The sequence below is a fragment of the Fundidesulfovibrio soli genome, assembly GCF_022808695.1.
Lineage (GTDB): Bacteria > Desulfobacterota > Desulfovibrionia > Desulfovibrionales > Desulfovibrionaceae > Fundidesulfovibrio > Fundidesulfovibrio soli.
Map to the genome: position 1 here is coordinate 74068 of NZ_JAKZKW010000002.1, position 20255 is coordinate 94322.

17 protein-coding genes and 1 pseudogene are annotated in these 20255 nt (G+C 68.4%); 4 read left to right on the forward strand and 14 right to left on the reverse strand.

Annotated elements, in window-relative coordinates:
- Positions 1–30 precede the first annotated feature (30 nt).
- Together MLE18_RS04170 and MLE18_RS04175 are read right to left on the reverse strand one after the other, a co-directional pair.
- Positions 31–1347, reverse strand: coding sequence for a histidine kinase dimerization/phospho-acceptor domain-containing protein (locus tag MLE18_RS04170; protein WP_243367588.1), 1317 nt, complete (start codon positions 1345–1347; stop codon positions 31–33).
- Between the two features lie 114 nt (positions 1348–1461).
- On the reverse strand, positions 1462–2865 hold the full coding sequence (locus tag MLE18_RS04175) for a lipopolysaccharide biosynthesis protein (protein WP_243367590.1): 1404 nt from the start codon (positions 2863–2865) through the stop codon (positions 1462–1464).
- A gap of 107 nt (positions 2866–2972) precedes the next feature.
- Here MLE18_RS04175 and MLE18_RS04180 point away from each other — a divergent pair, with 107 nt between their 5' ends.
- A complete protein-coding gene (locus tag MLE18_RS04180) occupies positions 2973–4052 on the forward strand; it encodes a glycosyltransferase (RefSeq protein ID WP_243367592.1) in 1080 nt (359 codons plus the stop codon).
- Here MLE18_RS04180 and MLE18_RS18070 read toward each other — a convergent pair.
- Positions 4021–5154: a glycosyltransferase gene (locus tag MLE18_RS18070; protein ID WP_419714883.1), complete on the reverse strand. Its 1134-nt coding sequence runs from the start codon at positions 5152–5154 to the stop codon at positions 4021–4023. The genes MLE18_RS04180 and MLE18_RS18070 overlap by 32 nt on opposite strands.
- Before the next feature lie 186 nt (positions 5155–5340).
- Between MLE18_RS18070 and MLE18_RS04190 the strand changes: the two genes are divergently transcribed.
- Both MLE18_RS04190 and MLE18_RS04195 read left to right on the forward strand, forming a co-directional pair.
- The gene (locus MLE18_RS04190) at positions 5341–6213 is read left to right on the forward strand and encodes a deoxyribonuclease IV (RefSeq protein WP_243367596.1); all 873 of its coding nucleotides are present in this window, start codon (positions 5341–5343) and stop codon (positions 6211–6213) included.
- Positions 6214–6327: 114 nt separating this feature from the next.
- On the forward strand, positions 6328–7344 hold the full coding sequence (locus tag MLE18_RS04195; protein WP_243367598.1) for an AMIN domain-containing protein: 1017 nt from the start codon (positions 6328–6330) through the stop codon (positions 7342–7344).
- Between the two features lie 297 nt (positions 7345–7641).
- On the opposite strand, the gene MLE18_RS04200 is transcribed toward MLE18_RS04195, so the two are convergent.
- The 7 genes and pseudogenes from MLE18_RS04200 to rpmH all read right to left on the reverse strand — a co-directional run bounded on the left by MLE18_RS04200 (position 7642) and on the right by rpmH (position 12169).
- Positions 7642–8055 (reverse strand): hypothetical protein, encoded by a 414-nt coding sequence (locus tag MLE18_RS04200; RefSeq protein WP_243367600.1) that lies wholly within the window; start codon positions 8053–8055, stop codon positions 7642–7644.
- A gap of 80 nt (positions 8056–8135) precedes the next feature.
- Positions 8136–8456 (reverse strand): DMT family transporter, encoded by a 321-nt coding sequence (locus MLE18_RS04205; RefSeq protein ID WP_243367602.1) that lies wholly within the window; start codon positions 8454–8456, stop codon positions 8136–8138.
- An 83-nt stretch (positions 8457–8539) separates the two neighbouring features.
- Positions 8540–9685 carry an RNA-binding cell elongation regulator Jag/EloR gene (gene jag / locus MLE18_RS04210; RefSeq protein WP_243367604.1) on the reverse strand — a complete coding sequence of 382 codons (1146 nt, stop codon included), beginning with the start codon at positions 9683–9685 and terminating at the stop codon, positions 8540–8542.
- 9 nt (positions 9686–9694) lie between these two features.
- The gene (gene yidC / locus MLE18_RS04215; RefSeq protein WP_243367606.1) at positions 9695–11305 is read right to left on the reverse strand and encodes a membrane protein insertase YidC; all 1611 of its coding nucleotides are present in this window, start codon (positions 11303–11305) and stop codon (positions 9695–9697) included.
- Between the two features lie 12 nt (positions 11306–11317).
- Complete coding sequence (gene yidD / locus MLE18_RS04220) at positions 11318–11584, reverse strand: membrane protein insertion efficiency factor YidD (RefSeq protein ID WP_243367608.1); 267 nt, start codon at positions 11582–11584, stop codon at positions 11318–11320.
- 70 nt (positions 11585–11654) lie between these two features.
- Positions 11655–12017: pseudogene (rnpA, locus tag MLE18_RS04225) on the reverse strand (ribonuclease P protein component); the annotation flags it as partial.
- Positions 12018–12031: 14 nt separating this feature from the next.
- The gene (gene rpmH, locus MLE18_RS04230; protein WP_243312195.1) at positions 12032–12169 is read right to left on the reverse strand and encodes a 50S ribosomal protein L34; all 138 of its coding nucleotides are present in this window, start codon (positions 12167–12169) and stop codon (positions 12032–12034) included.
- Between the two features lie 161 nt (positions 12170–12330).
- On the opposite strand from rpmH, the gene MLE18_RS04235 reads away from it, so the two are divergent.
- A complete protein-coding gene (locus MLE18_RS04235) occupies positions 12331–12984 on the forward strand; it encodes a lactate utilization protein (protein WP_243367611.1) in 654 nt (217 codons plus the stop codon).
- 61 nt (positions 12985–13045) lie between these two features.
- Here the strand turns inward: MLE18_RS04235 and MLE18_RS04240 are convergent, their stop codons facing one another.
- The 4 genes from MLE18_RS04240 to MLE18_RS04255 are packed head-to-tail and all read right to left on the reverse strand — an operon-like array spanning position 13046 to position 20248.
- Positions 13046–15091 (reverse strand): glycosyltransferase family 2 protein, encoded by a 2046-nt coding sequence (locus tag MLE18_RS04240; RefSeq protein ID WP_243367614.1) that lies wholly within the window; start codon positions 15089–15091, stop codon positions 13046–13048.
- Positions 15092–15130: 39 nt separating this feature from the next.
- Positions 15131–17323, reverse strand: a complete 2193-nt coding sequence (locus MLE18_RS04245; RefSeq protein WP_243367616.1) for an STT3 domain-containing protein — start codon at positions 17321–17323, stop codon at positions 15131–15133.
- A 7-nt stretch (positions 17324–17330) separates the two neighbouring features.
- Positions 17331–18341, reverse strand: coding sequence for a WD40/YVTN/BNR-like repeat-containing protein (locus tag MLE18_RS04250; RefSeq protein ID WP_243367618.1), 1011 nt, complete (start codon positions 18339–18341; stop codon positions 17331–17333).
- 32 nt (positions 18342–18373) lie between these two features.
- Positions 18374–20248 carry a GspE/PulE family protein gene (locus MLE18_RS04255; protein WP_243367620.1) on the reverse strand — a complete coding sequence of 625 codons (1875 nt, stop codon included), beginning with the start codon at positions 20246–20248 and terminating at the stop codon, positions 18374–18376.
- Between the last annotated feature and the right edge of the window lie 7 nt (positions 20249–20255).

The following is a 20255-nucleotide window of genomic DNA, read 5'->3' on the forward strand; positions in this document are numbered from 1 at the left end:
GCTCCTTGCGGCGGGTTGTGTATTGTTCCCTCAGCCCTGGGCCTTTTCGGCCTGGGGGCTGGCGGTGTGCAAAAGGTCGGTGACGATGCCGCTCATCTCCTGGCTGCGCTTGAGGATGGTGCCGAGCATCTTGTCCATCTGCTCCTGGTCCTGCGGGGGGGACTCCACCAGGGTGGCGGCGAAGCCCTGGATGCTGGTCAGCGGCGTGCGCAGCTCATGCGAGGCCTTGATCACGAATTCGCGCAGGATGCGCTCCGCGTTCTTGATGGGCGTCACGTCGTGCAGCACCAGGACCATGCGGCGCTTGCCCTTCTGGGTGGCGTAGGGAGCCACGTCCACGTCCACGTCGGGGCCGTCGGCAAGCCGTGCCTGGAAGCGGATGGGCTGGGGATCGGGCGCGCGCAGGGCTTCGCTCACGGTCTCGAAAAGATCGAGCCCCAGCCCCGCCTCCAGCATATGCTTGCCGGAGCAGTCCCCGCTGCGCGACCCGAGCAGGACGGCCAGGGCGTCGTTGTGGGCCAGGATGGAGCCCTGCTCGTCCAGGATGGCCACCCCGTCGTTCATCTTGGCCAGCACGGCCTCGAACTGGCTGCGGGTGTCCAGCAGGTGGCGCAGGTGCTTGCGGTTGCGCTTGGCCAGGGTGTTGATAGAGTCCATCAGGGGCTTGAACTCGGAGCCGGGGCAGACGCGGATCTTGTCCGAGGCTTCGGGCGCGTCCATCTGGCTGACCACCTCGCTGAAAGCCCGCAGCGCTCCCTGGGTGCGGCGGATCAGGAAGAAGGCCAGGGCCGCGGCGCACAGGGCCATCACGCCCACCACGGCCAGAAAACGCTGGCTGGACTGGGCCAGCTCGGTCTGCACTGCGGAGTAGGGCGAGGCGATCCGCAGCACGCCGTCGGGCACGCCCGGCAGGCCGCCGATCTTGCGGGCCACGTAGAGCATCTGGGTCTGCAAGGTGGAGCTGAAGCGGGTGGACTTGCCCGAGCCGGAGGCCAGCGCCGCGATGATCTCGGGGCGGTCGGAGTGGTCTTCGAGCTTGCCGAGGTCCTGGTCGGGCACGTCGGAGTCGGCCAGCACCTTGCCCGCGGCAATGTAGGTAATGCGCACCTTGAGGTGGGTCCCCAGTTCGTGGATGCGCGCCCGCAGGGCGGCCTCCCCGGCATAGGGGGCCTTCTCGGCCAGGAGCCAGGCGATCACCTCGGCGGTGTTGGCCTCGCGCTCCTCGAATTCGTGGACGAGGGTCTCCCCGGCCCGATGGCTGCCCTGGTAGTAGATGACCACAGCCGCCAGCAGCAGGGCCGACAACGCCACTGCGAGCAGGCGCGCGAAGTAGGAGCGGTTTTCCATGGGGGATACCTCGTGTCGTGGGGCGTAATACCATCGCCACCGTTCCGTGACACGGCTGTCACTATCAGGAAGGCGGGCGTCTGAAAAGCCCGGGAGACGCGAAAGGAAGCCGCGTCAGGCCGTTTTGCGCGGCCGCCAGCGCCAGAGCAGCCAGGCCAGCGGAGCCAGGGCGCAGGCCTCGGCCAGCTCGCGCGGGGCGCGGCCGGAAAGGGCCAGCCAGAGGCCGGCCGCCAGGCAGGCGCAACCGGCCGCCAGCGCGGCGGATCGCAGGCTCATGAAGCCCGTCCTGCGCTGGCAGTAGCCCACGGTGCACACGCCCACGGCGGCCTTGGTCGCCACGATGGCCACTGCCGCGCCCATGAGCGGGGAACCCGGCACCATCAGCCAGCACAGCCCCAGCCCGGCGAGCAGCCCCCCGGTGTAGATGGCCAGCAGCAGGCGTTCCCGCCCGAAGGCCAGCATCATGTAGGCGGCCAGGTTGTGCAGGAAGGCGATCATGATGGAAGGGGTCAGCAGCGGAGCCACCCAGGCGTACTGGCGGTAGCTCTCGCCGAAGATCAGCGGGATGAGCCTGTCGGACTCCATGGCCAGGAAGGCCATTACGGGCAGGCTCACGGCGGTGAGGGTGCGGGCCGAGCCGCTGGCCAGCCGCGCGAAGCCCTCCTTGTCGGAGCGCCAGAGCTTGACCAGCAGCGGGTAGATCACCCCGGAGAGCAGCAGGGAGGCCACCAGGTTGGAGGCCCCGTCCACCAGCTCCCAGGCCACGCCGTAGGCCCCGACCAGCTCCGCGCCGCCGTGGCGTTGCAGGAAAAAGACGTTGGCCTTGTTGTAGCCGATGGCCGCCAGGGCCATGCCCACGAACACCAGCCCGCCCACGGCGGTGCGCCAGGCACGGGCCATGCCGCGCCGCCCCAGCCCAAGGCCCGAAACCTCCTCCCAGCGCAGGGCCAGGCAGGCGCTCCCGGCCAGGTTCAGCAGGTTCTCCACCACCTTGAACAGCCCGAAGCTCCAGGCGGGCCAGCCCAGCCACACGGCCGCCAGGGCGTAGCCGTAGCCCGCGGCGGCCGAGACCGAGCGCACGTAGGCCTCCAGGTCCTGCCTTCCCTGCACGCGCAAGGCCACGAAAAAGGAGCCCGCAAGGGGTTCCAGGCCGCACCCGGCGCAGATGCCCAGCGACATCCAGAGCAGACCGCCCGTGTAGCCCTGGAGCAGGCAGAACCCGAGCACGCCGAGCATTCCCGCGCCAAGCAGCGCCGCCTTGATAAGCCCGTACTGGGCCAGCACGTGGCCCTTGTCGCCCCATCGGCGGGAGAGGGCCACCACCATGGGCTGGTTCAGGCCGAACTCGCCAAGGAACAGGATGAACTGCGCCAGGGAGAAGGCCAGCACGAACTCGCCGTAGGTGCTGGCGCTGGCCCGGGCCAGCAGCACGATGAGCAAGGTGTGCAGGCCGTCGCGCACCCACTGGGCGCAAGCCAGGTGCAGGAATTTCTTCAGGATGGAGTGCTGGGTCTTCATGGGATGTTTTCGTGGCGGCCCGATGCGGATTACGCTAAGCACCGCCGGGAACGGGTACCCCATTTCGGCGGTGCTGGCAAAACATCCCCTTGCCGGGGCGGGCGGGCATGCGACCGGTCAAGACAGTTCTCCTCCTGCAGGATCTCCACCTCGGCGGCACCCAGCGACACGCCCTTGAGCTGGCCAAGCGCCTGGACCCGGAGCATTTCCATACCGAGATATGGACGCTCATGGGCGGCGAGGCCTTCCTGCCCAAGGCCCGGGAATACGGGCTCACGGTGCGGATGCTGGCCGGCGGCGGCGCGGTGGGCCCGGCCGGGCTGTGGAGCCTCTGGCGCGGGCTCACGCGCTTCAGGCCCGACGCGCTCATGGCGCTCACCGTGGTGCCCAACATCTGGGGCCGCGTGCTGGGCCGCCTGGCGCGGGTTCCGGCCGTGGTGGCCAACTGCCGGGGCGGGGACGATCTCTGGCGCCAGCACGAGGGCCTGCTCAAGAACCTGGCCCACCACCACATCTGCAACGCCCGGGCGCTCGAGGCGGCCCTCACGGGGCACTACAGGCTGCCCCCGGAGCGGGTGGACGTGATCCCCACCGGCGTGGACACGGACTTCTTCCTGCCCGCGCCCCAGCTGCGGCAGGAGCCGCCGATGATCCTCTGTCTGGCCCGCCTGGCCCCAGTGAAGGACCACGAGACCCTGATCAGGGCCTTCGAGATCCTGCACCCGGGTCTCCCCCAGGCGCGTCTGCGGCTTGTGGGCGACGGGGAACTGCGGGAGAAGCTCGCCGCGCGAATCGCGGCCAGCCCGGCGGCCGCGGGCATGGAGCTGCTGCCCGGAGTGAGCGACCCCAGGCCCCATTACGGCGCGGCTTCCGTCGTGGCGCTGAGTTCCGCCAACGAGGGCATGCCCAACGTGCTCCTTGAAGGCATGAGCATGGGCCTGCCCGCCGTGGGCACGGACGTGGGCGGCGTGGGCGAGGTGATCCGCCACGGCCGCACGGGATTCGTTGTTCCGAAGGGGGACAGCGAAGCACTGGCCGGGGCGCTTTCGACCCTGCTGGCCGATGCGGAACTGCGTGAGCGTATGGGGGGGGAGGGCAGGAGGACCGCCCTGGCGGAGCATTCGCTCCAGAGCGTGGCCAGGCGCCACGCGGCGGTTATCGAGGGTCTGGTTCGCGCCCGGCGATGAGCGTGTAGAACTGCCTGGCGTTGCGGGCCGTGTCGTAGAACTCCGCCACGCGCTGTTTGCCTCGCTCGGCCATCTCCAGAGCCTTCTCCCTGTCGGAGGCCAGCGCCATGATGGCGTCGGCCAGGGCGGCGGGGTTGCGCTGCTGCACGAGCATTCCGGTGACGCCGGTCTCCACCACTTCCCTGATGCCGCCCACGTCCGTGGCCACCACGGGCACGCGGCTGATGAGCGCCTCCATGATGACGGTGGGCAGCCCGTCGCGGTCCCCGTTGGGGCTCACCTTGCTGGGCATCACGAAGATGTCGTGCGCGGCAATGAGTTCGGGAACTTTGGAGTGCAGCACGAAGCCGGGGAAGTCCACCCTGTCCGCCAGGCCGAGCTTTTCTGCCTGCTTGCGCAGCGCGCCTTCGATCCTGCCGGAGCCGGCCAGGGTCAGGCGGAAATCCGCGCCCATTTCACGCAGGATGGCGCAGGCGTCCAGGAGCACGTCCAGCCCCTTGGTCTTCACGAAGCGGCCGATGGCCAGCAGGCGGTAGGGCTCGCGCATGGGCACCTCCCCGGGGGCGGGGATGTCCCAGGAGAGCATGTTGCGCACCAGGTGGATGCGGTCCTTGCGGTCCTTGGTGAACTGGCGCAGGTACTCCACGTTGAAGCCCGCGTCGGTGCGCACGAAATCGGCGGCGGCGATCTTTTCCTCCAGGGCGCCGTCGGGCGGGTAGATGTCGCCCGCGCGGCCGGTGAAGCTGAAGGGGATGCCCGTGAGCATGGAGGCGGTCCAGGCGGCGGTGGCCGGGCCGTTGGCCCATCCGGCGTGGATGTGGTTCACGCCGTCCTTCTGGAACATCCTCGCCAGCAGGCACCCGGTCAGGAAGGCCCAGGAGTTCTCGCCTGTCTGCTCCAGGTCGCGCCAGAAGCGGCCGAGCACCATCTTGGCAGTGCTCCTGAAAAGTTCCTTGTGATTGGAGCGCCACCAGGCCATGGCCGCCAGGCCCCGGCCGGTGCTGCGCGAGCCAAGCCGGACCACCGGGGCGCATCGGGCTTCCATATCCGCGCCGATGTGCTTGGACAGGCGTCCGTAGAGCGTATAGACCGTCACGGGCATTCCGAGGTTGCGTAATGCCGCAACCTCCCCGACGACGAATGTTTCAGAGGGTTTGGGATACCAAAGCGTAACGTATGCTGTGCGTGTCATGGGTGCTGCTTGAACCGGGGCGGGTTGTTCAACCCCGGAGAAAATTAATAGCATTCCTAGGCGATCGACTCAATAGACAACTTCCAGGATCAAAAAATGAGTGCAAAAGGGCTCGTCAGGCGCATCGGGGCGCATGAATCGGTCGCCGGAGGGCTGCATACGGCCTTCGAGCGCATCGCCAGCGTGGGGGGCACCGCCCTGCAGATTTTCACCCGCAACCAACGCCAGTGGGACGCGGCCCCCGTCACGGACGAGGAGGCGGCCCTGTTCGTTGCGGCCTGGGAGCGCTGGGGGAGCTACCCCGTGGCCAGCCATGCCTCCTACCTGATCAACGTGGCCTCGGCGGACGATGCGTTGCGCGGGCGCTCCGTGGCGGCCCTGGCCGCCGAGTTGGAGCGCTGCCGCAGGCTCGGCGTGCCCTGGGTGGTGCTGCACCCCGGAGCGCGCGGGAGCGCAGGGCTGGAGGAGGCTCTGGCCCGAGCGGCCGCCTCACTGGACCAAGCCTTCGAGAGCGGCGCGGAGGGCGGCCCCCTGATCCTGCTGGAGAACACCGCCGGGCAGGGCAGCGCCCTGGGCGGCGACCTCGCGGAGCTGGCGGCCATCGCCGGACTCACCCGCCATCAAGGCCGCATCGGGTTCTGTTTCGATACCTGTCACGGCTTCGCCGCCGGCTACGACGTACGCACCTCCAAGGGGCTGGACGCCGCCCTGTCGCACCTGGACCCCTCGCGCCTGCTCCTGCTTCATGCGAACGACTCCAAGGGCGGTCTTGGCTCGCACCTGGACAGGCACGAGCACATAGGCCAGGGGGCCATAGGGCTGGAGGGTTTCTCATCCATCGTCAACCATCCGCAATTGGCCTGGCTGCCCATGATCCTGGAGACGCACAAGGAGAAAGACCTGGCCGAGGACGTGCGCAACCTTGCCGCCCTGCGCGGCCTCATGTCCGAGAACAGGTCCTCGGGGTGAACCGGCCGCGCCCTGCGCGGTTGCCTGGGCGGTGCGGAATCGTGTAGGGGGATATTCCTTCGCGGCTTCAAGCGGGAGCCGCGCGGATGAGTTAAGCAAAGGAGGCTTGCGGGAATGGCCGTGAACAACGCAGCGAAAGTGGTCGTCGCCATCGTCATCGGGGTCGCGGTGGCATTGGGTGCGGGCATCGCCTACATGAACAGGCAGGAGGCCCCTGAACCCAAACCGGCTCAACAGGCCAAGGCCCCCGAGACGCCGCCACCCTCACCCGCGCAGCCGCAGCCCGAGCCCGCCAAGCAGGCCCCCAAGGCCGAGAACGTGCCCGACCCCTATGCCGCGTCCGGGGACCCGCACAAGGTCACCACCGATTCAGAGGCGGCGCGCGTGGCCAAGTTGGGCCGCTCAGTGCCCATGGAAGCCCAGCAGGGCGAACCCGCCCAGGCCGCGCCGGAATCCTCCCAGGCCGAGGACCTGCCCGGGCTCCCGGCGGGGTTGTGGACCGTGCGGCAGGCCGGCGGCGTCAACCCCGCCCCGGCCCCCGCTCCAGCCCCGGTCCCCGCACCCGAAGCCGCAACGTCCGCTCCGGCTCCGGCCGTGCAGCCCGCCGCAGCGCCTGAACCCGCCAAGCCCGCGAAGGCCCAGAAGCCCGAGAAGCCAGCCATGCCCGAGAAGGCTCAGAAGCCCGAGAAAGCGGCAGCGGCCGAAAAGAAGGATGCCCCCGCCAAGGCGTCCGCCGAATCCAAGCAGGCCTCAGCTCCGGCTCCGGCCAAGGGCGAGGCGGGGGACGCCGGGGCGCAGGCCACGGGCAAGGTGCTGGAGGTCACGGCCAAGGCCGTATCGGGCGCCCTGGTGCTCACGGTGGTCACGGACGCGCCTGTGGAGAAGGTTCTCACCGCGCGCTACAACAGCCCCACCCGCGTGGTGGTGGACGTGGTGGGCCACTGGCAGGGCGGAGTGAAGCCCTCATTGGCTTCGGAGGCTGATTTCGTGGAGAAGGTGCGCCTGGGCATGCACCCGGACAGGCTGCGTATCGTGTTCGATTACCGCGACAAGCAGGCGGCAGGGGGCGCGGAGCCCAAGATCGAGAAGCAGGCCAAGGGAGTGGTCATCACGCTGCCTCCCTCCAAGTAAGGGGGGCTCCCGGCACAACATCCCGATGTGAGAACACTCAAAAGGGATCCCAGGGCGACCGCCCTGGGATCCCTTTTCGATTTTCGGGAGGTTCCCCGCTCAGGGAGCGAAGCGGGAAAGGATTCCAAAGGAACGAAGTTCCTTTGGCGGGAGAGTGCAGAGAGGGCAGCGCCCTCTTTGCCCGCCGGAGGCATCATTTTCCCACGGCGGGGCCGGTTGACCCAAGAAAGCCTCCGGCGGCCAAAGGGGGTTCCTCCCTTTGGGATCCCTTTTGGCTTCGCGTCGATCTCAGTCCATTCAGGCGCTCGCCTTCAGCCCGGTGGTGCCCGACGACCCGGCGGACATCTTGGAGAGCTGCTGCTGGAGCTGGGCCATCTGGGCCTGCAACCCCTCCACCACGGCCTGCTTGGCATCGTCCGGGATGGTGCTCTGCTCAACCTTTTCGATCTTCTTCTGGAGTTCCTCGATCTTCTTCTTGATGGCCTCGGCGCTGTCCCCGCCGGTGCCGGAGGAGGCGTCCGTGGCCTGGCCGTTCTGCTTGGCCAGGATGTCGGAGAGTTCCTTGGCCGCATCGGAGATGTCCACGGTGTCCGCGCCGCTTGCTCCGTTGGAGCTCTGGCTCCTGGCCGTGGACGCCGAACGCGAATTGGCCTGGATGGCGGCGTAGGGGTTGGTTGCAGTCGTGCCGGCGATCTGGTTGATGGCGGCCATGGGTTCCTCCCGGTGGCGTTCTGGGCGCGGCAGAATCTGCCGCCCCGCTCATGCCAGCAGGAACCGTTCCAGCCGCCGCGTCACTCCCCCGAGAACAGCCGCAGTCCCACGACCCCGGCGGCTATCATGGCCATGCAGGCGAGCCTTCCCGCGCTGGCGGATTCCCCGAAGAACAGGATGCCCGCGAGGGCCACTCCCAACGCCCCGATGCCCGTCCACACGGCATAGGCCGTGCCGATGGGCAGCTGCCTGGTGGCCAGGCCCAGCAGCACGATGCTGGCCACCATGCTGACCGCGACAATCACGGTGGGCAGGGGCCTGCTGAAACCGTCCGTGGTCTTGAGCCCTGCGGCCCAGCCGATCTCGAACAGGGCGGCCAGGAAAAGGATTGCCCAGGCCATAATCAGCGCCTCCTTGGTTTGGCGTGAAAAGAAAAGGCCGGAGGAGAACCCCCGGCCTTGTCGAACTGTGCTTGCCGTCCGGTCTACTGCTGCGGCTGGCTCTCGGCCTTGGGGCGCCTGGGCACGATGATCACGCGCTTCATGGGCCCGTCGCCCTTGCTGCGCGTCTGGATGGTCTCGTCGGCCTGCAGGGTCAGATGCACCACGCGGCGGTGGTAGGAGCTCAGCGGCTTGGTGCTCTGCGGGCGGCCCAGGTTCTTGGCCTTGTCCGCCAGGTACAGGGCCATCTTGCGCAGGTTGTCGTCCTGCTTCTCGCGGTACTCGCCGGTGTTGATCTGCACGCGCACCGGGGACTCCCAGCGGCGGGCCATGATGCGGTTGGCCAGGTACTGCAGGGCGGCAAGGGTCTGGCCCTCGCGACCGATGAGCAGGCCGGAGTGCTCTTCATCCTGGATGATGACGCTCAAGCGGCTGGCGGTGCCTTCGATCTCCAGGGCGGGCTCCTGCTCCAGGATGGGGGTCAGCAGGCGCAGCATGATCTCGGAGGCCAGGTCCTTGAGTTCCTGGGTGGCCGGGGTCTGGTCCACGCCTTCGGGCAGGTCGTCGTCCAGGGACGCGTCGGAGAGGTCGCGGCTGGAGGCCTCAAACCCTTCCGGGCGGGCCTCGTCGCGCTGGCGGGCGGTCTGCTCCCCGCGGGAGCGGTCGCGCCGGGGCCTGCGGGAGCGTGAACGGCGGCCATCTCCCCCTTCGCGGGGCTGGGCGGCGGCCTCATCTCCCGCGCCTTCCTCGCCGGATGCCTCCGTGGCCTGCCGGGCGGGCGCGGCCTCGCGGGGCTTGCGCTGCTGGCCACGGCCGCCTCGGCCCCTGGGCTCGCGGCCCTTCTGCGGGGCGGGCGCGGCTTCGGCGGCCTCTTCGCCGGATGCCTGGGCGGGGGCGGCGGCAGTTTCGGACGCAGGCGCGGCGGCGGGCGCCGGCTTGGGGGCCTCCGTGCGTGCCGGCTGTACTGCGGGGGCCTCCTCGCATTCGCACATGGCGGCCTTCAGGGCCGGGTCATGGCGGCGGCGGGCCTTGATCTGGGCCTTCTTCTTGCCCACCAGCCCGAAGATGCCGGTGGAGCCTCCGGTGATGATCTCAATCTCGAGCCTGTCGCGTTCCGTGGCGAAGAACCTGCACGCCTCGCTGATGGCGTCGTCCACGGTTTTGCCGGTGAACGTGTTGAAGTCGCTCATGGAAGCTCCTTAAGCCTTCTTGGGAGCAGGCGCGGTGCTTCCCTTCATGAGCAGCCACTGCTGGGTGATGGAGAGCACGTTGTTCACCAGCCAGTAGACCACCAGACCGGAGGGGAAGTTGAGGAACATGAACGTGAAGATCACGGGCATGAACATCATCACCTTGGCCTGGGTGGGGTCGCCGGGAGGCGGCGACATCTTCTGCTGCAGGAACATGGTGGCGCCCATGATCAGCGGCGTGACGTAGAAGGGGTCCTTGGCGGAGAGGTCGGCCAGCCAAGTGATGTCCGTGAAGGGCACGTTGGCGATGAAGGGGGCGTGGCGCAGCTCGATGGAGTTGAGCAGCGCCTGGTACAGGCCGAAGAACACCGGGATCTGCACCACGATGGGCAGGCAGCCGCCCGCCGGGTTGACCTTGTAGGTCTTGTAGAGCTGCATCAGCTCTTCGTTCATCTTGTTGCGGTCGTCGGGGTACTTCTCGCGGATGGCGGCCATCATGGGCTGGAGTTTGCGCATCTTCTCCATGGACTGGTAGCTCTTCTGGGAGAGCGGCCAGAACAGCAGCTTGATGATGACCGTCAGCAGGATGATGGCCACGCCGTAGTTGCCCACGTAGTTGTGCAGCAGGTCCAGCAGCCAGAGGCAGGCCTCGGCCAGGATGTGGAACATGCCGTAGTCCAGGGCGATCTTCAGGTCGCCGGGGGCGGCCTCCAGGGTGGCGCGCTCCTTGGGGCCCAGGAAGTAGCTGTTGTCCACCTTGACGGGCTGGCCCGGGTTCAGGGCGATGTTGTCCTTCTCGGCGGCCAGGCGGGTGATGCCGTCAACGTACTGCAGCTTGAGCACGGCGGCGCCCTTGGGGATAACGGCGGAGATGAAATAGTTGCTCTCCACGGCGGCCCATTTGCCGCCGCTCTCGACCACCTTGCCGTCCTTGATCTTGTCCAGGCTGGTGATCTCTTCCAGGCTCTTGTCCAGGTAGGCGGCGCGGGTGGGGTTGTAGTTGGCTTCGCCGCCGGTGAGGCTGCCGCCGGCCAGGGTGAAGGTCAGCCTGGCGGTCTGGGCGTTCTGCGAGGTCAGGGTGACGGCCTCGTCGATGATGTAGGTGTCGGAGTGGAAGGTCAGTTCGCGCTTGATGGCCACGCCGTTCTGGGTGCCGGTGAACACCAGCGTGGCGGACTGTCCCTTGGCCAGGGCGGTGTCCTTGGCGTCGGTGGCCCAGGCAACGGTGCGCCAGGTGGCCTGGCCGTCCACGATGAGGCCCAGGGGGGCCTTGGCGGCGGCCTCCTCGGTGAGGTCCATGTTGGGGGAGTTCTTGGCCAGGGTCAGCTTGAAGTTGTTGAGCGTGAAGTGCTGGAGCACGCCGCCGGAGCTGAGCAGGGTGGCCTTGTACAGGGGGGTGCTGACCACGATGGGCGCGCCGGTCATGGGTTCGGCGGCGGCCAGGGTGGCGTCGGGCTTGCCGGCTGGCTTGCCCGCCGGGGCGGCGTCGGTCTTCTTCTGCGCGGCCTCCTGCTGGGGGGCCTTCTGGACCATGCTGTACTGCGGGAAGAAATACTGCCAGGCGATCAGGACGCCCAGGCACAGGACGATGGCGATCAGGACGCGCTTGTTGTTTTCCATGACGTGAACATCCTATTTCGCGGCAAGCCGCTCGCGGCGCCGCGCGGTGAACGCGTGCCAGCTCAGGTTGTGGGGGACGGGATCGTAGCCGGGGCTGCACAAAGGCTGACACCGCAGGAGCCGCCAGGCGGCCAGCAGGGAGCCGCGCAACGCGCCGTGCGTGACGACGGCTTCGCGCGCGTATTCGGAACAGGAGGGTGTGAACCGGCAATGCCCGGGAATCATGGGGGAAAGGCAATACCGGTACATGGCTATAAGAGCCAAAATAAGCCTTTGCATAGTATCCCGAACCAGGCCTCGCAGCCTGGACAATAGAGCCCGAAGGCCCCTTGAGGCGGCCCCTGTGGCCTCAGGCCGGTCCCGGCCGTGGCTGGCGTTCCTGATTGGCCTGGATTTTGGCGATTGTCGGCATGAGGTCCCTGGTGAGGAGCTCAAGCGTCAGGCCGGATGCGTCCAGATGTTTTTTCGGAACAGCCACGATGTCGATTCCGTCCGGAATTTCAGGGCCGTGGAGTCGAAAGAATTCCCGCAGGAGCCTTTTCACCCGGTTCCGCAGCACCGCATGGCCGGTTTTCTTGCTCACGGCCAGCCCAAGCCGCCAATGGTCGGCGCGGGCTGGCCGTTCGAGCACGAAAAGGATGAAACCCTTGGTGTGGTAGCGTCGGCCTCGCTCGTAACAGTCCAGGAATTGCTGGCGCTTGACGAGGTGAAAGGCCTTCGGAAATTCTAGACGCCCAGGCGTTTGCGGCCCTTGGCCCTGCGGCGGCGGATGATGGCCTGCCCGTTCTTCGTGCGGGAGCGCACCAGGAAACCGTGGGTCCTCTTGCGCCGGGTGTTGGACGGCTGGTAGGTTCTCTTGCTCATGAGTCTTCTCCATATCGTATTGAAAAAAGGAACTTGGCTTCATAGCCGGAAAACGCGGCTTCGTCAAGCGGTCCGCGCCCGGGCTGGACTTCCTTCCCGCGCGGGGCTACAGGCCCTGGAGTGGTAAAACCCATAACATCTTCTGTCAACAAGGACTCACCATGCATCCAAAACTGAAGGAATTCCATCAGTGCCGTCTGGAGGAAACCGCCAAGGCGCTGCGCAAGAACAATTTCGCCGCCCACGTGGTGGAAACCGCGCAGGATGCCAAGGAGCTCATTCTGGGCACGCTGCTGCCCGAGTGCAAGCCCGGCTCCGTCTCCTTCGGGGGCTCCATGACCCTGGCTGAGAACGGCATTTATGAAGCGGTAAAGGCCGTACCCGGCCTCAAGATCTTCGACACCTACAATTATTCCCTGCCCCCGGCCGAGATGGTGGAGCTGCGCAGGCAGGCCCTGCTGGCCGACCTGTTCATCACCAGCACCAACGCCGTGACCGAGCAGGGCGCGCTGGTGAACCTGGACGGCACGGGCAACCGCGTGGCCTCGCTGACCTTCGGCCCCAAAAAGGTCATCGTGGTGGCCGGGCGCAACAAGCTTTGCCCCGACGAATTCTCGGCCATGGAGCACATCCGCTCCCTTGCGGCCCCGGTGAACGCGGCGCGCCTGAGCAAGAAGACGCCCTGCGTCTCCACGCACCGCTGCGAGGACTGCCTCTCCCCCGAGCGCATCTGCAACACCTGGACGATCACCGTGAAGTCCGCCCCCAAGGAGCGCACCGTGGTGGTGCTGGTCAACGAGGACATGGGATTTTAAGCTGATTGAGCAACAAACGCACGAAGGCCGCGTCCCTACAGGGCGCGGCCTTTATTTGTGCTCAGCGAGGGCGGCCCAGATGGCTGGCGGCAGGCAGCGGGAAGCGCAGGCCCAGGTAGGGCAGGCCCCGGCGGCTCAGCAGGGGGTGGTAGTGCGGGTCATCCTCAAGGTAGCGGCCCCAGCGCTCGGCGAAGAGGGCCAGCTCCCGAGAGGCGCGGGCCAGCTTGCGCGGGGAGTCGTCCGCGCCCCGGCTTGCGGACTCCAGGTGCCAGGCCCAGGCGTGGGGCGTGCACACGGTGCGCAGCCCGGCCTGCCTGGCGCGCAGGCAGTAGTCCACGTCGTTGAAGGTCACGGCCAGTTCGTGCTCGTCCAGCCCGCCCAGGCGGTTGAAGAGCGCCCGGGGCGTGAACAGGCAGGCCCCGGTGACGGCGGAGCACTGCCGGGCGGCCGCCGCCAGGCCCATGTAGCCCGGCTCCGCGCCGGAGCAGTGGCGGAAGGCGTGCACCGCCGTGGCGTCCGGCCCCAGGGTCATGCCCGCGTGCTGCACCAGCCCGTCGGGATAGAGCAGCTTCACGCCCACCACGCCCACGTCCGGCCGGGAGAAGTGCCCCAGCACGTGGCGCAGCCAGCCGCCTGAGGGATCGGCCGGGAAGAGCAGGTCGTCGTTCAGAAGAGCAAGGATGGAGCCCGCGCCGTGGGCCGCACCGGCGTTGACCAGCCTGGAATAGTTGAACGGCCCCGGCGCGCGCACCACGTGGACTCCCGGCGTGGCCTCCAGTTCGGCCAGCAAAGCCTGAGTTTCAGACAGGGCGCTGCCGTTATCCACAACCACCACGTCCAAGGGGATCGCCGAGCCGGCCAGGCCGCGCAGGCTGTTCAGGCACTGGCGCAGCAGGGCGGGCTGGTCCTTGGTGGGCAGCACGCAGGTCAGGCCGGTGCCGGGTGGCAGGGGCCACTCCACGCGGACGGTCCCTCCGGGGCCTTCATAGGCCTGTGCCGCCGGCGCGGTCCTGGCCAGATGGCGGCGCACCGCCTGGAGGGCTGGAGCGGGGTCGGGGGCTGCCCGGCCCCAGAGCGGCAGCGGCAGGTGGATGGGAACCCTACCCCCAAGGCGCTCCAGCAGGAGCAGCGGCAGGTCAGCCCATTCGGTACCGTCGGGCAATCCGCTCAAGAACCCGGCGCACACTCCCAGAACGCCGCCGGTGTAGCCGGAGGAAAGGAAGAGGTCGTAATCCCAGGCGGGCTTGAGCCTGGGCATGGGCGTCTGGCCCGGTGCGGGCGGGGCCTCGTGGTCGCTGTAGGCCAGGGGATGCTCGCGCAGGGCCAGGGAGAAGGCCTCCAGGGCGCGGGGGTCCAAGGAGACGTCCGGTTCCGCCAGCAGCACGGGGGTGTCAGGTCCAGCGCCCAGCTGTTCAAGAGCCTGCGACAAGCCCGCGGGGCTGTCCTGGACATGCAGGACGCCGGGTGAGAGGGGCGCGTCGCCGCCCAACTGGACGACCGCGCCCGGCGCGAAGGTCTGGGAGCGCAGGGATTCCAGGGCCAGCCGGGGATCGTTGCCCGGGCGGATCGCGGCCACCGCCGGGGCGGGGTTGCCCCCAATCCCGGCGCGCAGGCCCTCGATCATTCCGGGCAGCATCAGGGCGCGGTAGTCCGGCCAGTCGGAGAAATCCAGGGACTGCGGCGCGCGCTCCTCCAGCCTGCCCACCATGTCCGCCGCGTGCAGCAGGCGTTGGGCCTGTTCAGGCGCGATCCGGGCAAGCTCTTCCGCGGTGTCCCGCAGCACGGCCCGGAGCCCCCTTGCCGGGAGCGCGACCAGGGCCGGGCTGCCGTTCAGGTCCCGGCCGTCCTCCAGGCAGATGCGCACCCTGTGCTCCCGCCCGTCGGCCAGGCGCAGGGGCAGGCGCAGCAGGAAGCCGCCGTGCCCGGAGCCGATGCCCTGGGCCTTGAGGTCCGGTCGGGGGGTGTCCGCCCGGGTCGAGGCCAGCACGTCGCCGTTCTCCACGGCCAGGACCGTGAGCACGCGCTCGGGCGCGTCCTGGTCCACGGCGAAGCCTTCGACGTTGAGGCCGCCGACGAACTCGATCCGGCTCAGGAATCTGTGCTGCATGGCTGTTACCGTGGCAGGATGCGGATGAGGGTTGCTGGATCAGGGCGCATGTTCCGTCGGCTCGGGAGGAATGTCAATGGTTTCGCCGAGCTGTCCGCGCAGCCTGTAGACGCGCACCCAGGGCGCGCCGTCCTCCACCAGTTCGAAGGGCGAATCCGGGCCGGGCGGTTCGTCCAGCAGCAGGCGTGCGGCCGCGCTCTCCCTGGCCCGCTGGTCCATGACGATCAGCTCCTGGTTGCCCAGGTTCAGCGCGGCGAACGCCGCCCCGGGCCGGCTCCAGGCGCGCGACGCGCCCTTGCCCGATGCGTTGCGGATGAGAATGCCATTCAGGGGAAAGACGCCCTCCTCGAGTTCGAGCACGCCGTTGTCCAGGTCGATGCTCTTGGGCTTCAAGGCCACGAAGGGGAACGGACCGGGCTCGGGCTGCGGGGCCTGCGGGTCCCAGGAGGCGAAGGCCAGGGGCCAGCGCGCGGTTCGCAGGGCCTCCCAGGAGACCACGAGGTACTGCTCCGGTTTGCCTGCTCCGAGGAGGCCGGGCGGAAGGGGAGCGTCCAGGGATTCCAGCACGGTGCGGGACGCGGGGAGGTCCTTCCCGGCCAGGGGGAAGAAATGTTCGGGATTCGCCGGGACGCAGGCCAAACCGAATGGAGCGCACCAGCGTGGGCATGGCGCGGGGGATGTGCCCGCCGCCTGCGTGCGGGCCGCCAGCAGCATGGCCTGGGCGCTCCTGGCGTCGTTTGCGGCGGCCAGGGCCACGGATTGCAGGAAGAGCACTTCGCCGCCGTTGTTGCCCGGATCGGCGAAGGTGCGCAGCCCCGCGAGGTGCTGCGCCGCGTAGCCGTAGTCCCACCAGGTCCAGACCTGGGCGCCTGGGCGGGCCAGGCCCCGCAGGTGCGCTAGCGCCTGGGCGTGCCGGGGGCTCAGCACGGGCAGGGGGGTGAGGGTTGCCGCGTCCTTGGCCGCCAGGATGACCAGCACGGCGAGCACCGCCGCCTGTACGCCCCTTTCCGCCCAGAAGCCCAGCCGGGTTGCCCTGGCCAGCAGCGCGCCGCCCATCGCAAGCCCAAGGCCCAGCACGGGGCCGCCGTACATGGCGAAGCGGATGCCCAGCCAGGGCGAGGAGGCCGCCAGCAGCGCAAGGGGCAGCGTGGGCAGCAGGACGGGCGCGCGGAGCAGGGCCCACAGATAACCCGGGGCAGCCAGCGCGGCCAAAATCCAGTGGAACCCCGCCTGGCGCAGGGTCTCCGGCAAGTCGGGGCTCTGGGCCTCCAGCAGGCTGGGGGAGGCTCCGGGCAGGGGCGTCTGCCCGGGCATGGTGGTCGGCGCGGGCAGCTTGGCGAAAAAGACGAGCATGGCCCGGGCCTTCTCCCACATGGCCGGGACCGCATAAACCAGGACCGCCGCCAAGGCGCATCCGGCCAGGACCAGCAGGACTGCGCGGAGTCTGCCGTGCGGGCGCATTCGCTCCGGGATGGCCGCCCATGCGGTGCATGCCGCCGCGGCGGTCGTGAAGCCCCAGAACCCCGCGCCCAAGGTCAGGGCGAAGAGGATCGCACCGGGCAGGGCGCTCCTGAACGCGCACCGCCCCGCCAGTGCGGCGGCCGCCAGAGCGGCTCCGGCCATGGCCGACGCCACGGGCCTGCCGCTGGGGTACACCGTGCAGACGAGCCAGAGCAGGAATCCGGCGGCCACGGCCGGTGGCAGGCAACCGGGGGCGCGTCTGTGCTGGTCCGGGCCGTCGGCCCGCTCTTGCCCCAAGCGCAGTGCCCAGGTTCCCAAGGCCCATGCGCAGGCGCAGAGCAGGGGAAGCACGAGCATGTCCGTGTCGCAGAAGCCCAGACGGGTGCGGTACAGATAGGCCGGGGCCAGCACCGTTGCCGCACCGGCCGCCAGTGAGGCTTCCTGTGCCCCTGCCAGGCGGCAGAGCCGGGCCACGGGCCAGGCAGCCAGGGGGGCCAGCAGGGCGGGCAGCCAGAAGCCCAGGGTTTCCAGGGGCAGGCTGGTCAGCCGGTGGAGGGCGGCCAAGAGAACGGAGAGCGGCTCCCCGGCAAGGCGGCCCACGCAGGCGGCCCCGGCCAGCCAGCCGTAGGCGTCGAAGCTGGGCAGCAGGGGCAGGCCGCCCATCGTGAGCCAGGGCTCGTCCCAGGAAGGAAGCTCGGAGAAGCGGGCCGCCAGGCCCAGGAGGATGGCCGCCGCCGCCGGAAGGGCGCGCCTTCCGGCGGAGCGGTCCAAGAGAAGCCTATTGACCCAGCAGAATGGCCAGGGCGGCGCTGAGGGTGGCGTGGTTCAGGGCGTTGCCGTTGTTGAGCACGGTGCCGCTGGCGCCCACCACGGTCACGTCGCTGGCGGAGCTGCCGCACACGGCCAGCAGGTCCTGCGTGGTGTTGCTGGTCTCCAGATTCCAGGCGGTGCCGTTGAAGCGCAGGATGGTGCCCTGGTCGCCCACGGCGTAGACGTTGCTGGCGCTGGTGCCCCAGACGGCGCGCAGGGTCCTGTTGGTGGGCGTGCTCATGTTCTGCCAGGTGGAGCCGTTGCCGTGCAGCACCAAGCCGCTGCTGCCCACTGCGTAGTACGCCCCCGTGTCATCGTTCCAGATGGCGGTGATATCCTGATTGCCATTGGTGAAGAACGGAACCCAGGAGCCCAGTTGATTGCCGCTGCCGGACCAGAGGATGCCGCCGCCGGAGCCGGCCAGCACGTTCTGTGGGGAGTTGCCGCTGAGACCTTGGAAGTTGACCCCATTGATGTCGAAAACCTGATGCCAGTTGTTCTGCCCCATCAGGTTGTTGACGAAGATGCCGTCCTGCCCGGCAGCCACCACGGCGGGACCGGGCGGAGACTGGTTGGCTGGGCCCCAGACGGAGTTGAGCTTGAGGACGGTGGCGTTGTTCTGCCACTGCCAGCCCGAGGCGTTGTAGTGCAGCATGGCCCCCTGGCTGCCCACGGCGTAGAGGTTCACCTTGGCGGCGGAGGTGCCGTTGTTCTGGTAGACCTGGCCCCAGACGCCCGTGAGGTTCTGATTCGTGGGAGACTGGAGCGCGGTCCACTTGGTCCCGTTGTTCTGGATGATCACGCCGTTGCTGGAGGAAATAAAGCGCAGGCCCGGCTGGGGCTGCCAGATGCCGGTGAAGGTGGAGCCCGAGTACCCCGGGGGGGAGACGGCTTTCCAGGCGGCCTGGGTGTTGGAGGTTATACCGCAAGACATCACGGCGGCGGAGAACACGGCCAGGAACGCCCGGAGCAGAATCATCCGTCCCTTCCTTCGTTTGGTCTGATCAGGAGTTATACGACAGTTGCCTTGACGACTTCCTCGATGGTCGTGACTCCGGCCAGGACCTTCTCGATGCCGTCCTGGCGCAGGGTGAGCATGCCGTGGTTGATGGCCACCTGGCGGATCTTTCCCGCCTCGGAGGTGTGCATCACGGTTTCGGCCAGTTCCTCGTTCATCACCAGCAGTTCGTGGATGGATGTCCGGCCCCTGAACCCGGTGTTCATGCAGTTCTTGCAGCCCGTGTGGCGGAATATCTCGCGCCCCTGGAGGGAATCGCCGGAGCTTCCCAGGCGCAGAAGCTGCTCCGGCGTGGGGATGAAGGCCTCCCGGCAGTGGGGGCAGAGCTTGCGCACCAGGCGCTGGGCCATGACCGCGCGCATGGTGGAGCACACCAGGAAGGACTCGATGCCGAAATCGATGAGCCGGGTCACGGAGCCCGCCGCGTCGTTGGTGTGCAGGGTGGAGAACACCAGGTGGCCCGTGAGGGCGGCCTGACAGGCGATCTGGGCCGTCTCCCGGTCGCGGATTTCGCCCACCAGGATGACGTCGGGGTCCTGGCGCAGGATGGAGCGCAGCCCGCTGGCGAAGGTCAGGTCGATCTTGGTGTTCACCTGCATCTGGCCCACGCCGTCCAATTGGTATTCGACGGGGTCCTCGATGGTCAGGATGTTCTTGTCGGAGGACCGGATCTCGTTCATGGCCGCGTACAGAGTGGTGGACTTGCCGCTGCCGGTTGGGCCGGAGACCAGGATGATGCCGTGCGGCAGCTTGACCAGCTCCTTGAAGATGCCGAAATGCCTGGATGAAAGCCCCAACTCCTCAAGCGAGAGCACTCGGGAGTTCTTCTCCAGCAGGCGCATGACCACGCGTTCACCGAACTTGGTGGGGAACACCGAGACGCGGATGTCCACGTTGCGGTTGCCCAGGCGCACGTCGAAGCTGCCGTCCTGGGGCAGGCGCTTTTCGGCGATGTCGAGTTTGGAGCGGATCTTCACGTGGGAGACCACGGGCGCGTGCCAGCGCTTGTCCAGGACCTTGAAGTCGTAGAGCACGCCGTCCAGGCGGAAGCGTATCTTGAAGCTGTTCGAGTAGGGCTCCAGGTGGATGTCGCTGCAGAGATCCTTCACGGCCTGGGTGAGCAGCAGGTTCACCAGCTTGATCACGGGGGAGTTGCTGGTTTCGTCCAGGAGGTCGGCGGTGGAGAGGCTCTCCGGCGGCGGGGCCGAGAAGTCGTCCAGGCTGGAGTCGTCCATCATGGGCAGGGCGTCTTCCTCGGCCTGGCCGAACACGTTGTTGAGCGCGTCGATCAGGGCCTGGGCGGGCACCACCACCGGATGCACGGCCAGTGCGCCGAACATGCGGGCCATGTCGCCGTGGAGCTCGGTGCGCAGCGGGTCGGCGGTGTAGAGCAGCAGGTTCTCCACGGGGCCGGCCGGGGCCACGAGCTGGTTCTTGAGGTAGGCCAGGGGGGTGCGGCGCAGGCGCTCCACGTCCTGGGGCTCGAAGACGGGGGCGCTGCGGAATTCAAGCCCGAGCACTTCCGCCAGCGCCCTGGCGGTCTCGGCCTCGTCGCGCTTGGCCACCCCGGCAAGAAGGGGCACCAGGGGGCCGCCGGTGCGGAAGTATTCGGCCAGATGGATGCGAAGGTCCGGCCAGGTGACGCCAAGCCTGCCGGAGAGTTCGGCCGCCCAGGCCGGGGGAGGAGCGCCGTGGGGAGCCTCGGGCAAGGCTTCCTGCGCGGTGTCGCCGGGGGCCTCCGAGGTTGCCTCCGGCCCGGCGTCGCGGGACCGAAAACGCCCGAGCACGGATGCCTTCAGCTCCTCCATGCGGAGCTTGTCCTTGAGGCCGGCGAGGGCCTTGCGCAGGGCCTGATCCAGAACGCTCATGGCCTTG